The sequence below is a fragment of the Nocardia sp. NPDC052254 genome (assembly GCF_040679495.1).
Taxonomy (GTDB): Bacteria; Actinomycetota; Actinomycetes; order Mycobacteriales; family Mycobacteriaceae; genus Nocardia.
Genome location: NZ_JBFAUW010000006.1, coordinates 407390 through 422255 on the forward strand (window position 1 = coordinate 407390; position 14866 = coordinate 422255).

Consider the following 14866-nt stretch of genomic DNA (forward strand, 5'->3'; position numbering starts at 1 on the left):
GTGGTCGGCACCCCACGGGGGCAGGACAGGCGGCGATCCGCGGTTCCCCGTAACGGCCGACAGGGCGGCAATCCGCGGGGGACCCTCGTCCGCCGCGGGATGTAGCCGCGAATACGCCCAGCGGCGCAGGCGCGCTTCGTCCGACCGGCCTACTCTGGGGTCATCGTCGTTCGTTCCCGGTGAGGCGGTGGTCATGACCGAATTCGATCCCGCGGTGTTCGGGCCGCCGACCGTGCGGGTCGGCACGGCCGAACGTGAGCAGGCCGCCGCCGCGCTCGGTGAGCACTTCGCCGCCGGACGCCTCGATCTCGACGAATACGATGACCGGGTCGGCCGGGCCTACGCCGCGAAGACCTCCGGCGACCTGACCGTACTGTTCGACGACCTGCCCCGGCCGCAGCCCGCGGCGCCGGTCGCCCGGCCGCAGCCACGCCGACGGCCCCAGCCGTGGATTCCGGCTGCGCTGCTGGCCGCGATCGTCCTCGGTGTGGTGGTCGTGGCGACCACCCACATGGTGCCGTTCTTCATCTTCCCGGTGCTGTTCTTCTTGTTCATCCGCACCCGCGGACGGTTCGGTCCACCCGGCTACGGCGGGGGGCGCGACCACCGGGCGTGATTCCCCGCCGTAGCCGGAGCCTCGACTCCCGGGACAGCCGCATTCCCAGCTGTGACGACACAGCTGGCAAACCCGTGCCATCATTTCCGGATGGGCGACCCGACGTCCGCATCGAGCTCCCGAATCGTCGGTGAATCGGCAACCGCCGATCGCCCCGGTCCACGATCCGATTCTCCGTACACCGCCGCACCCGCCGACGCCACCACCTGCCCCACCTACGGCTGGACGGGCTGGACCGTCGAACTGTCCCCGCCACCGAAAGCGCACGCCGCGCTGCGACTACTGACGGCATTGACTCAGGGGGTCTTCCAGGCGATGGTCGACCAACTCGGTGTCGGCGGCAAGGCGGCGGTACCGGATGTGAACACGTTGCTGCGTGACACCGGCCTGTCCGACACCATCGACAAGTCCCTCGCCACGGACGCGCACAATGCCACTCTCGACCGGATGCGGAGTGTCAAAAAGGGGTTGATCGCCCAGCACGCGGACATCACCGCCCAGGTGGCGACAACGGCCAAGATGGGCACCGCGCTCAACCGCGACATCTGGAACGCGGTCGCTGATCTGCGGACCGCTCTGGCTGCGGCGGGCAGCGGAAAATTGTCCGCACAGGTGGAGGTCGGCTTACTCGATCAGCTGCGAACCTCCCTGCGGAAAATATGGAAGAAGTACGACGCCGTCGTCAACGCGAACAACTCCACCAAGGACGGAATGGGGCCCCTGACACTCGCGGACCTGAAATCCCTGATGCCGAAAACGAGTTCCGACAAGTTGCGGGAGTATCTGCCGTACCTGAACAAGGCGATGCTGGCGGCGCGCATCACCGACCCGAAGCGCGAGGCCGCATTCCTGGCTCAGGTCATCCACGAGACCGACAAGCTGAAAACGCTCACCGAATACGGTGACGACGACTACTTCGACTCCAATTACGGACCGGGGACCGCGATCGGCCGGTCTCTCGGCAACACCCACTCCGGTGACGGCTCCCGGTACCGCGGCCGTGGTGCGCTGCAGATCACCGGGCGATCGAACTACCGGGCAGCAGGCAAGGCGCTGGGTATCGATCTGGAGGACCATCCAGGACAGGCCGCTGAGCCTGAGCATGCGTTCGATATCGCCGGCTGGTACTGGAAATCCCATCATCTCAACGGCCATGCCGACAAGTCCGATCTCGACGCGATCACCCGTGACATCAACGGCGGCAGCACCGGTGCGGGCGAACGCCGCGACTACTACGACAGGGCCCGCAAGATTCTCGACGCCGATTAGTCGTCGCCCGCGGATTCGACATGCGCAATTTCGGTCAAGCGCTCCCGCCCGCATCCGGCCAGACTTGTTCGGGTGACCACCGGACGCGACCGCCTGCGCGAACTCCTCGACGCCGTTCTCGACGAGAACAACACCACACTGGGTGCGATGGCACAGGGCGCGTTCGCCTCGCCGTATCACTTCTCCCGCCAGTTCGCCCGGGGCACCGGTGAGTCACCGGTCGCGATGCGGCGGCGGGTCCTGCTGGAGCGGGCCGCCTGGCAACTGAGTGGCGGTGCGGCCGTCACCGAGGTGGCCTTCGCGGCGGGATACGAGTCGGTGGAGGGGTTCGGCCGCGCCTATCACCGTGCGTTCGGACATCCACCGAGTGCCACCGCCGCGGATACGCGCACGCGCTGGTTACCGGCGGTGAACGGCATCCATTTCCACCCGCCGATGTCGCTGTGGGTGGAGGGCGAACCGAAAGGCAGGCACGACATGGATCCGACCTCCCTGCTGCTGCATCACGATGTGGCCGATACACGCGAATTACTGGCATCGGCAACCGATCTCGACGACGAGCAGTTCCGGCGCCGGCGCTCCGGTGACGCGGTGCTGTCCTGGGACGGTCCCGACGATTCGATCGCCTCGGTGCTGAATCACCTGATCCGGACGAAGGAGGTGTGGCTGGCCGCCATCGCGGGCGCCGATCAGCCGGGCCGTGGCGGCGACGACCCGGCGGAACTGGCCCGGCGCTTCGACGCGGTGGCACCGCGCTGGCTGGACGCGATCCGCGAGATCGACCGGCGGGGCGGCTGGGACGACACCCTCATCGACGCGCTGTGCGAACCGCCGGAGAGTTTCGTCCTCGGTTCGGTCGTGGCGCACGTTCTCACCTACTCCGCCTACCGGCGCCTGCTGGTGCGCCGATGGATCACGAGCGAAACAACCGGCGAATCAACCGAACACGACAACGGCGACCCGATCATGTGGTTGCGCACGAGAGGATGACATGCCCAGGACCGTGTACTACACCGCCACCACCCTCGACGGTTTCATCGCGACACCGGATCATTCACTGGACTGGCTGCTCTCGCGCAGCACCGACGGTTCCGGTCCGATGGGATATGACACCTTCATCGCCGATATCGGCGCGCTCGCCATGGGAGCCCAGACCTATCGGTGGCTGCTGGACAACCATCCCACCGTGGAGTGGCCGTACTCGATGCCCTCGTGGGTGTTCACCCATCAGCGGTTCCCCGCCCGTGGCGACGGCGCCGATGTGCGATTCACCCAGGACCCGATCCCGGTGGTACACGAACAGATGACGGCCGCGGCGGGCGAGAGGAATGTGTGGATCGTCGGCGGTGGGCCACTGGCCGCGCAGTTCGCCGAGCACGGCCTGCTGGACGAGGTGTGTGTCTCGATCGCGCCGGTGACGCTCGGCGCGGGACGTCCGCTGCTGCCCCGCCACGTCGAGCTGATTCTCACCGAACTCGATCGCAACGGCGAATTCGCCTGCGCTCGTTACGATGTGGTGCGATCGAACTGAACACCGGCGTGGGCGCGCGTCGCACGATGCGTCGCGCCGCGCGCGCCCACGATGTCAGGAGCCGGGTGGCGGTAGCGGCTTACCGTCCGGACCAGTGGGTGGCGGGCACGGCTTGCCGTCCGTTCCGGTCGGCGGCACCGGCTTACCGTCCGCGCCGCGCGGCGGTGCCGGATGGCCGTTCATTCCTGGCGGCGGCGCCGGATGGCCGTTGCGATTCGGCGGCGGAAGTCGCCGGCCATCCGCCCCGGGCGGTGCCGGGCACCCGTTCGGGCCCAGTCCCTGCTGGATCGTCGGGATGGAGGCCCCCGGATTCGCCGTGGCCGATCCCGCGGCGAACGAGCCGAAGCTCGCTATCGCCGCGCAGATCAGAACTGCGGCAGTTGTTCTACTCATGCCGTTCCCTCACTCGAAGTTGCGCGGTCCATGATGACCGCACAACTCGAGAGTCCCTTCCCACCGATGAAGCCTGTTTCGACGGCCGCCCGGCGAGCCCGTGCGCATCCCCCCGATCCGCGCGGACCGGGGTACTGGGCGCCGGGCGGCGGCGGAAGCGGCTTGCCGTCCGGGCCGGTGGGCGGCGGGCACGGCTTGCCGTCGTCACCGATGGGTGGCGGCAGCGGCTTGCCGTCGGGCCCGTGCGGCAGCGGTTTTCCGTCGACACCGATGGGCGGTGGCGGGCAGCCGTTGGTCGACAGGGATTGGACGTCGCCACCGCGCCCCGGTTCCGCGAATCCTCGAATGCGGCTCAGGCCATATCCTTTTCGATCATCGCGCCGCACGGACGGCGGTGACCGCCACCGTGGAGTACGGCATCGTGAACCCGCCGCCCATGTCGTCGATCGTGGCACCGACACCATCGAGGACCTGTTCGACCACCTCCGGCGGCGCCTGCGTCAAGGACCCCTGGGTGGGCATCTGGTCCAGCCATTCGTCCCGGGTGTAGTACCGCTCCCAGTCGAACCGCCACCGCTCGACCGCACCGAAACCGCCACTGTCCCGAATTCCGTTGGCGGAGTTGATGAATATCCCCTCGTATCCGTCCAGCGCCCGCCCGGACGCGGGCATCCGGAACGCGGAGCCCGGCAGCAACCGGCGATGGATCGCGGCGAACGTCTCGGTCACCGCGGCGGGCAACTCGAAAACGTGCCAGAACAACGCGATCCGGCCACCGGGCCGCAATGCCCGCGCGGCCGCGGCCGCACCGGCCACCGGATCGACCCAGTGCCAGGCGGTTCCCGCGACCACGGCGTCGAAGTCGCGATTTCGGCGATCCCACTCCTCGAACCGGGCCACCTCGACCACCAGTCCGTCGTGGCGCGCGAAATCGGCCATCCGCGCATCGGGTTCGACACCGAGCACCGCGCATCCGGCGGTACGGAATTGCCGCGCCTCGATGCCGGTTCCACAGCCGACGTTCAGGACATCCGGCCCCGGACTCCCGGCGACGATGCGGTCGATCAATGCCTGTGGATACGGCGGGCGGGTCCGGTCGTACCGCGCCGGATCGATACCGAAGGATGCGCCGACCTTCCGGCGGACTTCGGCGGAGATGTCGCGCGGCGGCGGTTCAGTGGCGGGCATGCGTTCACGGTAGAAGCAGCCCTCCACTATCGTCAACCTCAGGTTGACGATAGCGCGCTTCGCTGTCGGCGATATCCGAACCGGCCGGTCAGCGCCCCCAGGCCAGGGTGATGCGAGTGGTCGCGAGGAAGTCCGCGGTGAGTTCGCGCAACGCCAGGAACTGGCCGCCGGTCCCGTACTTCCTGCGCAGACTGCCGAAGTCGGTGAACGCGGCCGCGGCCGCGATCTGATTGGAATCCGGAATCCGGGTCGGGAACAACCGCGGCAGCGTGCGGTTGGCCTGCAGGATCTCGAGCGTGGTGCGGTGCACCGCGGAGGAGCGGCGATATTTGGTCACCACCACCCCCAATTCCTCCAGCGGCGCACCCCAGCGTCCGGCCAGATGGCGCAGATGCGCCTGCACCGGCGGAATTCCGTAGGTGGACATGATGTCCGGAATCGTGGGGATCAGATAGCCGTCCGACAGCCGCAGGCCGTTCTGTGTGATCGGGCCCAGATTGGGTGGGCAGTCCACGAGAACGTAGTCGTAGTCCTCGAGCACACCCGACAGCGACGCCGCCAGCACCGCGGTGGGATCACCGGCACACAATGTCGGCAACTCGTCTTGCAGCGCAATGAGTTTCGGCGAGGCGGGCAGCAGATCCACCGAGGTGACCGCGTCCATGGCCGAGACCTCGTGCCGGATCAGCGTGCGCGCGTCGGGCCCGGGGCGACCGGCGAGGACGGCGGCGAACACCGTGGCCAGGGTGCGATCGGCGGAGTCCAGTTCCCGCGCCCGGTTCTCCCCCACCATCATGGCGGTGAGATTGGCCTGTGGATCCAGATCGATCAGCAGGACCCGCTTGTCGAATTCGGCGGACAGGATCTCCGCGAGGGCCGCGGTGGTGGTGGTCTTGCCCACGCCGCCCTTGAGATTGAAGGTGGCCACCACATAGGGCCGGGAACGGCCGGGTGTGCGCTCACCCTCCCAGATCCGTTGCGGCCGTTCGAGGTGCAGCACCCGGCGCGCCCTCGTCCGCCCCAGCCAATCGAATCCGTCGTCGTCGGTCGCGGTGACCTGCGCCTCGCTACGCACTTCCACCAGCTCGAGACCCTCCAATCACACCACCGTCGGCACGGTTCGCTACAGACTAGTGACCGATACACGCTGCGGCAGTGCACGACACCATGCCACAAGGTGGAGATTCGGCGAGTTTTCCTGCGATGTTGCACGTTCGGCGGCCGGGGCGGCGAAGATACCAGGGTGCGAACGAAATTCTCCTCCGAGCTCGCGGCGCTCAGCGATGAGCTCGCCCACATGGCCCGGCTGGCACACGAGGCGGCCGAGCGTGCCACCGTGGCCATCGAGAACACCGACCTGACCGCCGCCTACGAAGTCCTGGCGCTGGATGAGCAGATTCAGGCCGAGCACGCCACCTGCGAGGACCGTTCGGTTCTGCTACTCGCACTGGAGGCGCCGGTCGCGCGCGATCTGCGAAATGTGGTGACCGCCATCCAGATCGCCGAAGATCTGTCGGGGATCGCGACCGGGCTGAGCCGGGTCGCCGACGCCGTGGTGCGCAGATTCCCGGAACCGGTAGCGCCCGAACACATCACGGCCCTGCTGACCGCGATCGCCGCCGCCGCCGTCGATCTCACGGCCGCGGCCGTCACGACGATCACCGTCGAGGAGGTGGAACCCGGCACCACCCTGATCCCGCCCGATTCCGGGATGGCGGGTCTGCATCAGCAGTTGCTCGCCGCGGTCTCCGAGACGGGCTGGGAGCACGGCAGTGCCGTGGCCGTCGAATCGGCGCTGATGGCACATCATTACGAACGGTGCGCGGCGCACTGCGTCCGGATCGGACGGCTGATCCGGTTCTTTCACACCGGCGTGCCGTTGTCCGCGCAGTCCGACGATCGGTGAACGGCATCGCGACCCCGCTCCGGCGAATTCCGCTCCTGCTCACAGCACTCGCCGGGCGGCTGGACACCCCCCGGTAACGTGGGCCGCATGACAGCTGTTGCAGATCGCTCACTCGGCCCGGAACTGGCTCGTACCGACGGTATCGGCCCTGACACCGACGTCCTCGTGATCGGAGTCCTGTCCCGCGACGACGGCCCGGTGATCGCGGCCGCCGATGTCTTCGACGAGGCGCTCGACGCCGAGACACGCGAGCGACTGCTGGCAGCGCTGCTCGCGGTCGGCGCGAAGGGCAAGGCCGAGGAATTGACCCGGCTGCCCGCGCCCGACGGTCTCGGCGTGACCAGTGTGCTGGCGGTCGGACTGGGCGCCGAGGACAAACTGGACGCCGAGCAGATCCGCAAATCGGCCGGTGTGGCGGCCCGCGCGCTGGCGGGTTCGGCCACCGCGGTCACCACCCTGTCCGGACTCGATCTGGGGGCCGCCGCCGAAGGCTTCTATCTGGGCGCCTATACCTTCACCGCGTTCAAATCCGGCAAATCCGCGCCCAAGCCCGGTGAGCAGCCCGTGCGGCGCGTCGAATTCCTCGTTCCCACACCGGATTCCGGTGCAGAGGAACTGATGCGCGCGCAGGCGATCGCCGAGGCGGTGGCCACCGCCCGCGATTTCGTCAACACCCCGCCGAACGCGCTGTTCCCCGCCGAATTCGCGGACCGCGCAGCGGAATTGGCGCGGGCGGCCGGACTCGACGTGGAGATCCTCGACGAGAAGCAGCTGGAGGAGGCCGGATTCGGCGGCATCGTCGGCGTCGGCAAGGGGTCCTCGCGCCCGCCGCGGCTGATCCGCATCACCTACGCCGGCGGCGACCGGAAGGTGGCGCTGATCGGTAAGGGCATCACCTTCGACACCGGCGGCATCTCGATCAAGCCCGCCGCGAACATGGAGAACATGACCTCCGACATGGGTGGTGCCGCGGCGGTCATCGCGACCACCCTGGTGGCCGCGCGCCTGGGCCTGCCGATCACGGTCACGGCCACGGTGCCGATGGCGGAGAACATGCCCTCGGCCACCGCACAGCGGCCCGGCGACGTCCTCACCCAGTACGGCGGCACCACCATCGAGGTCATCAACACCGATGCCGAGGGCCGGCTGATCCTGGCCGACGCCATCGTGCGCGCGGGCGAGGACGATCCCGACTATCTGATCGACGTCGCCACCCTCACCGGTGCGCAGATGGTCGCGCTGGGCACCCGCACCCCGGGCGTGATGGGCACCGAGGAATTCCGGGACCGGGTCGCGCGACTGTCCCAGCAGGTCGGCGAGAACGGCTGGGCGATGCCGTTGCCCAGCGAGTTGCGGGCGGACCTGAATTCCAAGATCGCCGATCTGGCCAATGTCTCGCCGCACCGCTGGGGCGGCATGCTGGTCGCCGGCATCTACCTGAAGGAGTTCGTGCCCGAGGGTGTGCAGTGGGCACACCTGGATGTGGCCGGACCGGCGTACAACACCGGCGGGCCGTTCGGCTATGTCGGCAAGGGCGGCACCGGCGTTCCGGTCCGCACCCTGGTCGCCGTGCTCACCGATATCGCGGGCGAGTAAGCGGTACAACGAATTCCGTGCGGCCGGTCGCGGAGAACCCCGCTGCGGCCGGCGCTTCGGCGCCTACTCCGCCGACAGATCACGCAGTTCGGCGTCGAACGCGCGTTTACGCTCGATCCGCCGGCGTGCGTCGTAGTCGCGCATCCGCTGCGGATATCCCGTGCGGCCCACGTCGTAGACCGGGATTCCGAGTCGATCGGCCAGGCGGCGCGCACCGGACTCACCCACGATCCGGCGGGTCCATTCCCCATCGGCGGCGACAAGTACGGCTGTGACATCAGTCACGGTAGTTTTGGGTTCGATATACGCCTCCACGCCGGTGTGGGTGCGTACCCAATCGGCCAGATAGCGGATATCGGATGCGGTGTGGCCGGTACTCCCACGGCCGCCGCGGAAACGATCGAGCAACCCCACGGCCGCCTACCTCCTGTGCACGGATGGGGAGGATCGACACTCCCTCCTCATCGATAGTGCCAGTTGTCGGGCATTTCGGGCGACAGACCCGATCCGCCGGGACCGCCGAGCCGCCGAACTCCGCACATCGCCGAGGTGGCGAATCAGACACGCCAGGCCGCGGGGCCGATATACGTCCTGCTCTCGACGATGGGGCGAATGCTGTGAGATCGCCGACGGCCCGCGGACGCCCTGCCCTGTGGTACGTATCGCAACGGCGAGTGCAAGGATGGAGAACCGGAACAAGAACCGCACGGATCTCCGGTGCCACAGGAATGTTCGGTGGCAACCGGGTGCTCGCCGCGACCCGCGGCGTGCCCCCGCCGAGAGACGAACTGTTGTAGACCCGTCGAGCAGTTAGAGGAGTCAACGGACATGGCCTTCTCCGTCCAGATGCCAGCTCTTGGTGAGAGCGTCACCGAGGGCACTGTGACCAGGTGGCTGAAGCAGGAAGGAGACACGGTCGAGGTCGACGAGCCACTGCTCGAGGTCTCCACCGACAAGGTCGACACCGAAATCCCGTCGCCCACCGCGGGCGTGCTCACCAAGATCGTGGCCCAGGAAGACGATGTCGTCGAGGTCGGCGGCGAACTGGGTGTGATCGGCGATGCCGGCGAAGCACCCGCTTCCGCTCCCGCCCCCGCGCAGGAAGCCCCCGCCGCCGCACCGGCCCCCGAACCGGCCCCGGCCCCCGCACAGCAGGCGCCCGCCCCGGCCGCTCAGCCCGCCGCCGCACCGGCCGCTGCCGCTTCCGGCACCCCGGTCAAGATGCCCGAGCTGGGCGAGTCCGTCACCGAGGGCACCGTGACCAGGTGGCTGAAGCAGGTCGGTGAGCAGGTCGAGATCGACGAGCCACTGCTCGAGGTCTCCACCGACAAGGTCGACACCGAAATCCCGTCGCCGGTCGCCGGCACGCTGCTCGAGATCAGCGCGAACGAGGACGATGTCATCGAGGTCGGTGGTCAGCTCGGTGTGATCGGCAGCGGTACGCCCGCCGCGGCTCCCGCCGCACCGGCACCGGCCCCCGCGCCTGCTCCGGCACCCGCCGCCGCTGCTCCGGCACCCGCGCCCGCTCCGGCACCCGCGCCCGCTCCGGCACCGGCACCGGCACCCGCTCCGGCACCGGCACCGGCCGCCGCGCAGGCGCCTGCTCCGGCCCCGGCCGCCGCGGCGACCGCGTCCGGCAACGGTGACTCCCCCTACGTCACCCCGCTGGTCCGCAAGCTGGCCGCCGAGAACAACGTCGACCTGTCGGCGCTGAAGGGCTCCGGCGTCGGCGGACGAATCCGCAAGCAGGACGTGCTGGCCGCCGCCGAGGCGACCAAGGCTCCCGCTCCCGCTGCCACCGCGCCGGCCGCTCCCGCTGCCACCGCGGCTCCCGCCGCACCGGCCGTGGCCGCGGGCGTCCGCCCGCAGCTGCAGGCGCTGCGCGGCACGGTCCAGAAGGCCAGCCGGATCCGGCAGATCACCGCGACCAAGACCCTCGAATCGCTGCAGACCACCGCGCAGCTGACCCAGACCCACGAGGTCGACGTCACCAAGATCGCGGCACTGCGCACCAAGACCAAGGCCGCGTTCTCCGAACGGGAGGGCGTCAACCTGACCTTCCTGCCCTTCTTCGCGAAGGCCGCGGTGGAGGCGCTGGGCGTACACCCCAACGTCAACGCCTCCTACAACGCGGACACCAAGGAGATCACCTACCACTCCGCGGTGCACCTCGGTATCGCGGTCGACACCGATCAGGGACTGCTGTCGCCGGTCATCCACAACGCCAGCGATCTGTCGCTGGCCGGACTGGCCCGCGCCATCGCCGATATCGCCAACCGTGCCCGCACCGGCGGTCTCAAGCCCGACGAGCTGGCCGGTGGCACCTTCACCATCACCAATATCGGCAGCCAGGGCGCCCTGTTCGACACCCCGATCCTGCTCCCGCCGCAGTCGGGAATGCTCGGCCTGGGTGCGATCGTCAAGCGTCCGATCGTGATCTCCGACAACGGCAGTGAGTTCATCGGTATCCGCTCGATGTGCTACCTGCCGCTGACCTACGATCACCGCCTCATCGACGGTGCCGACGCCGGTCGCTTCCTGACCACCATCAGGCATCGGCTGGAAGAGGCCGCGTTCGAGGCCGACCTGGGTCTGTAAACCACTCCTCGACACGACGATTCGGTGCCCGCATGAAGATTGTGATCGCCGGCTCGTCCGGGCTGATCGGGACGGCGCTGGTAGCCGCTCTGCGCAGGGACGGTCACGAAGTGGCCCGCCTGGTGCGCCGTCCCGCCGGGGCCTCGGACGAGTTCACCTGGGATCCGGTGCGAGCGCAAGTGCCCGAACGGGCCCTGCGTTCCGCGGACGCGGTGGTCAATCTCTGCGGCGCCGGAATCGGCTCACGTCGATGGAATGGAAGCTACAAACAGGAATTGCGCGACAGCCGGATCGGTCCGACCGATGTGCTGTCCACCGCGGTCGCCGCCGCGGGAGTGCCGACGCTGGTGAATGCCAGTGGTGTGCACTTCTACGGCGGCGAGACCGGTGACCGCGTGATCACCGAATCCGATTCCGCCGGAGCGGGTTTCCTGTCGACGATGTGCCGCGACTGGGAGGCTGCCACCCAGCCCGCGGCCGAGGCGGGCGTGCGGGTGGTCCTGGTGCGCAGCGCGGTCGTGCTCTCACGCCACGGCGGCATGCTCGCGCTGCTGCGACCGCTCTACACCCTCGGATTGGGCGGCCGCCTCGGCAGTGGCCGCCAGTATCAGCCGTGGATCTCACTCGACGACGAGGTCGGCGGCCTCCAGTTCACGCTCACCCACTCCGAGGTGCGCGGACCGGTCAACCTGGTCGGCCCCGCGCCGGTGACCAATGCCGAATTCAACCGGGCGCTGAGCCGGGCACTGCATCGCCCGGCACCATTCGTGCTGCCCGCCTTCGCGCTGGAGGCCGTGGTCGGTGAAATGGCCTCCGAGGCCATCCTGCGCGGCCCGCGGGCCATTCCCACAGTCCTCGAGGAGGCCGGCTACTCGTTCCGGCACGAGACCATCGGCGAGGCGCTGGCCGCCGTGAGCTGAGTCTTTGGCCTCCGCTTCGCTGCGGCGGGGTTTCGGCCCTCTGGGCCTCGATTCTTCCCTTCTCCGCTCCTCCGCTTCGCTCCTCCGCTCCGGCAGTCCAGAATCGAGGCGGGCCGAAACCCACCCAGGTGGGTCGACGGAGGCGGGGCGAAACCCACTCGGGTGGGTCGGCGGGGGCCGGGCGAAACCCACTCGGGTGGGTCGGCGGGGGCCGGGCGAAACCCACCCAGGTGGGGGACGTGGGTCGACTGAGCAGGCGTGGACCGGACTGCCAATTGTGCAGGCTCAGGTGTGTTGCCTCGGGTCTGTTGCTGGGCCGAGTGAGACTGCACCAGTCGATTCGAACTCATGCCGGTGCAGTCTCCAACTCTTGTTGCTCCGGCTAGACGTGCGGAACGTGCAGGGCGTTCCACGATGCGGGGCCGGGGATACCGTCGGCGTCGCCACCGCTGTAGCCCAGCTTCTCCTGCCAGCACTTGTACGAGTTGCGGTCGGCGTCGGACCACTGGGGGCTGGGGCCCACCTGGTAGCGCGAGCAACCCACCTCGACCAAGCGCTTACCCATATTGGTGACGATCGCCGAGTTCTGGCCGTTGTGGAAGAAGTCCGAACCGGGGTACGGCTGGAGCTGGTTGTTCGCTTCGGGGGCAGGCGCTTCCGGCTTCCCCTTGTGCGGCTTCTCCGGCTCGGCCGGCTTGGGCATCTGCGGCGGCGGGCCGTCACCGTCGGCCGGCCGCGCGGCGGCGGTCCCGATCGAGAACATCACAGCGACGACGGCAACACACAGCGCCAAAAGTAGTTTTTTCACGGGCGGCATGTTTCCGGATCGATCCCAGGGGCGAGCAAGGTCGATCGCTTCCCATATTTGGAAGTTTCGACGCTGAACTCGACGGGTATCTGTCGCCATATCGATGCTGGTCAAAGCAAATTATTTCGACGCCGGACATTACTTCGACCCTCGGTGAAATATTCATTCCATGACCGAATTACGCGACCCTGGCCGACACCACGAATGAAACAGATGTTTCCGCGTGCACCGATAATTCACCACGCGGTGGGAAAATCTGGTCGCGCCGGCCGATGGCAATGGCGGGTGGCAGATTCGCTGTTGGGACCGGGTATGCGGAAGGCAGCCGCCGGCACGATAAGTTGATCCGGTGATCCAGCAGAACGCCCCGCTGATTCGCGACGCGAGCGAAAGCGACATCCCCGCGATCCTGGCGATCCACAACAACGCCGTGACCGAGACGACCGCGATCTGGGATTCCGCACCGGTCGATCTCGACGATCGGCTGCGGTGGTGGCGGGACCGGGTGACCTCCGGATATCCCGTCCTGATCGCGGAGATCGACGGCGAGGTCGCCGGATACGCCAGCTACGCCCAGTGGCGCCCGAAGTCCGGGTACCGGCACTGCGTGGAGAACTCCGTGTACGTCGCGGACCGGTTCCAGCGCCGCGGCGCCGCGACCGCGCTGCTCACCGCGCTCCTGGGGCGGGCGGAGGAGTCCGGGCGCGTGCACACCGTGATCGCCGCGATCGAGACCTCCAACAAGACCTCGATCCTGCTACACGAGAAGTTCGGATTCCAGATCGTGGGCCAGCTGCCCGAGGTCGGTCACAAGTTCGGCGGATGGATGGATCTGACCTTGATGCAGCGCACGCTGCCGGGCCCGATTTCACCGAGCGTAGAGTCTTGCGAGTGAGCTCCGTCGACACCCCGACATCGAACAGCGGCGCGGCACAACCCGCCACGCCGGCCACTTCGTCCCCCGATCCGCTGGTACGCGAATCCGGTGGCCGCAAAATGCTCCGCATCGAGGCCCGCAACGCGCAGACCCCGATCGAACGCAAGCCGAAGTGGATCCGCACCCGCGCCACCATGGGCCCCGAGTACACCGAGCTCAAGGGCCTGGTCAAACGCGAAGGGCTGCACACGGTCTGCGAGGAGGCGGGCTGTCCCAACATCTTCGAATGCTGGGAGGATCGCGAGGCCACCTTCCTCATCGGCGGTGAACAGTGCACCCGCCGCTGCGATTTCTGCCAGATCGACACCGGTAAGCCCGCCGCGCTGGATCGCGACGAACCGCGCCGGGTAGCCGAGAGTGTGCAGGCGATGGGCCTGCGGTATTCGACCATCACCGGTGTCGCCCGCGACGATCTGGACGACGGTGGCGCCTGGCTCTACGCCGAGACCGTGCACGCCATCAAACGGCTCAATCCGAACACCGGTGTGGAGCTGCTGATCCCGGATTTCAACGCCGAGCCCGATCAGCTGGCCGAGGTGTTCGCCAGCCGTCCCGAGGTACTCGCGCACAACGTCGAGACGGTGCCGCGCATCTTCAAGCGCATCCGGCCGGCCTTCCGCTACGAGCGTTCCCTGGCGGTGCTGACCGCGGCCCGCGAGGCCGGTCTGGTCACCAAGTCCAATCTCATCCTCGGCATGGGCGAGACCCCCGAGGAGGTCACCCAGGCCATGCGTGACCTGCACGAGGCCGGCTGCGACATCCTCACGATCACGCAGTACCTGCGCCCCTCGCCGCGGCACCACCCGGTCGATCGCTGGGTGAAGCCGGAGGAGTTCGTCGAACACTCCCGGGTCGCAACGGAACTCGGCTTCGCCGGTGTGATGGCGGGCCCGCTGGTGCGTTCGTCCTATCGGGCCGGCCGGCTGTACGCGCAGGCGATGGCGCATCACGGCCGGGAGATCGCGCCGGAGATGGCGCATCTGGCCCAGGAGGGCACCGCCTCCCAGGAGGCCGGGGCGGTCCTCGCCCGCTTCGGCGGCTGATCGAGGCATTTCATCACGCACGGGGTGCGGATGCCCGGAACCGGGTGACACAGCCGCTTGC

15 protein-coding genes are annotated in these 14866 nt (G+C 68.3%); 10 read left to right on the plus strand and 5 right to left on the minus strand.

The features are described from left to right. The first annotated feature begins 193 nt into the window (after window positions 1-193). The 4 genes from AB0L57_RS18620 to AB0L57_RS18635 all read left to right on the plus strand — a co-directional run bounded on the left by AB0L57_RS18620 (window position 194) and on the right by AB0L57_RS18635 (window position 3416). Window positions 194-616 (plus strand): DUF1707 domain-containing protein, encoded by a 423-nt coding sequence (locus AB0L57_RS18620; protein ID WP_364963338.1) that lies wholly within the window; start codon window positions 194-196, stop codon window positions 614-616. Between the two features lie 90 nt (window positions 617-706). Then, window positions 707-1885, plus strand: coding sequence for a glycoside hydrolase family 19 protein (locus tag AB0L57_RS18625; protein WP_364963341.1), 1179 nt, complete (start codon window positions 707-709; stop codon window positions 1883-1885). A gap of 72 nt (window positions 1886-1957) precedes the next feature. Then, window positions 1958-2875 carry a helix-turn-helix domain-containing protein gene (locus tag AB0L57_RS18630; RefSeq protein ID WP_364963343.1) on the plus strand — a complete coding sequence of 306 codons (918 nt, stop codon included), beginning with the start codon at window positions 1958-1960 and terminating at the stop codon, window positions 2873-2875. Between the two features lies 1 nt (window position 2876). Beyond that, entirely contained in the window at window positions 2877-3416 is a 540-nt protein-coding gene (locus AB0L57_RS18635) for a dihydrofolate reductase family protein (RefSeq protein ID WP_364963346.1), read from the plus strand. A 54-nt stretch (window positions 3417-3470) separates the two neighbouring features. On the opposite strand, the gene AB0L57_RS18640 is transcribed toward AB0L57_RS18635, so the two are convergent. The 3 genes from AB0L57_RS18640 to AB0L57_RS18650 all read right to left on the minus strand — a co-directional run bounded on the left by AB0L57_RS18640 (window position 3471) and on the right by AB0L57_RS18650 (window position 5928). Next, window positions 3471-3809, minus strand: coding sequence for a hypothetical protein (locus tag AB0L57_RS18640; RefSeq protein WP_364963349.1), 339 nt, complete (start codon window positions 3807-3809; stop codon window positions 3471-3473). 372 nt (window positions 3810-4181) lie between these two features. Further along, on the minus strand, window positions 4182-4997 hold the full coding sequence (locus AB0L57_RS18645; protein WP_364963352.1) for a class I SAM-dependent methyltransferase: 816 nt from the start codon (window positions 4995-4997) through the stop codon (window positions 4182-4184). A gap of 88 nt (window positions 4998-5085) precedes the next feature. Then, window positions 5086-5928 carry a ParA family protein gene (locus tag AB0L57_RS18650; RefSeq protein ID WP_364963506.1) on the minus strand — a complete coding sequence of 281 codons (843 nt, stop codon included), beginning with the start codon at window positions 5926-5928 and terminating at the stop codon, window positions 5086-5088. 312 nt (window positions 5929-6240) lie between these two features. On the opposite strand from AB0L57_RS18650, the gene AB0L57_RS18655 reads away from it, so the two are divergent. Both AB0L57_RS18655 and AB0L57_RS18660 read left to right on the plus strand, forming a co-directional pair. After that, window positions 6241-6903, plus strand: coding sequence for a PhoU domain-containing protein (locus tag AB0L57_RS18655; RefSeq protein WP_364963354.1), 663 nt, complete (start codon window positions 6241-6243; stop codon window positions 6901-6903). A gap of 87 nt (window positions 6904-6990) precedes the next feature. Continuing rightward, window positions 6991-8499 carry a leucyl aminopeptidase gene (locus AB0L57_RS18660; protein ID WP_364963357.1) on the plus strand — a complete coding sequence of 503 codons (1509 nt, stop codon included), beginning with the start codon at window positions 6991-6993 and terminating at the stop codon, window positions 8497-8499. A 63-nt stretch (window positions 8500-8562) separates the two neighbouring features. Here the strand turns inward: AB0L57_RS18660 and AB0L57_RS18665 are convergent, their stop codons facing one another. Beyond that, the gene (locus AB0L57_RS18665; RefSeq protein WP_364963360.1) at window positions 8563-8913 is read right to left on the minus strand and encodes an oxidoreductase; all 351 of its coding nucleotides are present in this window, start codon (window positions 8911-8913) and stop codon (window positions 8563-8565) included. Window positions 8914-9327: 414 nt separating this feature from the next. Here AB0L57_RS18665 and sucB point away from each other — a divergent pair, with 414 nt between their 5' ends. Together sucB and AB0L57_RS18675 are read left to right on the plus strand one after the other, a co-directional pair. Beyond that, window positions 9328-11097 (plus strand): 2-oxoglutarate dehydrogenase, E2 component, dihydrolipoamide succinyltransferase, encoded by a 1770-nt coding sequence (gene sucB, locus AB0L57_RS18670; RefSeq protein WP_364963362.1) that lies wholly within the window; start codon window positions 9328-9330, stop codon window positions 11095-11097. A gap of 32 nt (window positions 11098-11129) precedes the next feature. Beyond that, a complete protein-coding gene (locus AB0L57_RS18675) occupies window positions 11130-12017 on the plus strand; it encodes a TIGR01777 family oxidoreductase (RefSeq protein WP_364963367.1) in 888 nt (295 codons plus the stop codon). A gap of 382 nt (window positions 12018-12399) precedes the next feature. On the opposite strand, the gene AB0L57_RS18680 is transcribed toward AB0L57_RS18675, so the two are convergent. Next, window positions 12400-12825, minus strand: coding sequence for a peptidoglycan-binding protein (locus tag AB0L57_RS18680; protein WP_364963370.1), 426 nt, complete (start codon window positions 12823-12825; stop codon window positions 12400-12402). 349 nt (window positions 12826-13174) lie between these two features. On the opposite strand from AB0L57_RS18680, the gene AB0L57_RS18685 reads away from it, so the two are divergent. Together AB0L57_RS18685 and lipA are read left to right on the plus strand one after the other, a co-directional pair. Next, a complete protein-coding gene (locus AB0L57_RS18685) occupies window positions 13175-13720 on the plus strand; it encodes an N-acetyltransferase family protein (protein WP_364963373.1) in 546 nt (181 codons plus the stop codon). A gap of 101 nt (window positions 13721-13821) precedes the next feature. After that, window positions 13822-14805: a lipoyl synthase gene (gene lipA / locus AB0L57_RS18690; protein WP_364963509.1), complete on the plus strand. Its 984-nt coding sequence runs from the start codon at window positions 13822-13824 to the stop codon at window positions 14803-14805. Window positions 14806-14866 lie beyond the last annotated feature (61 nt).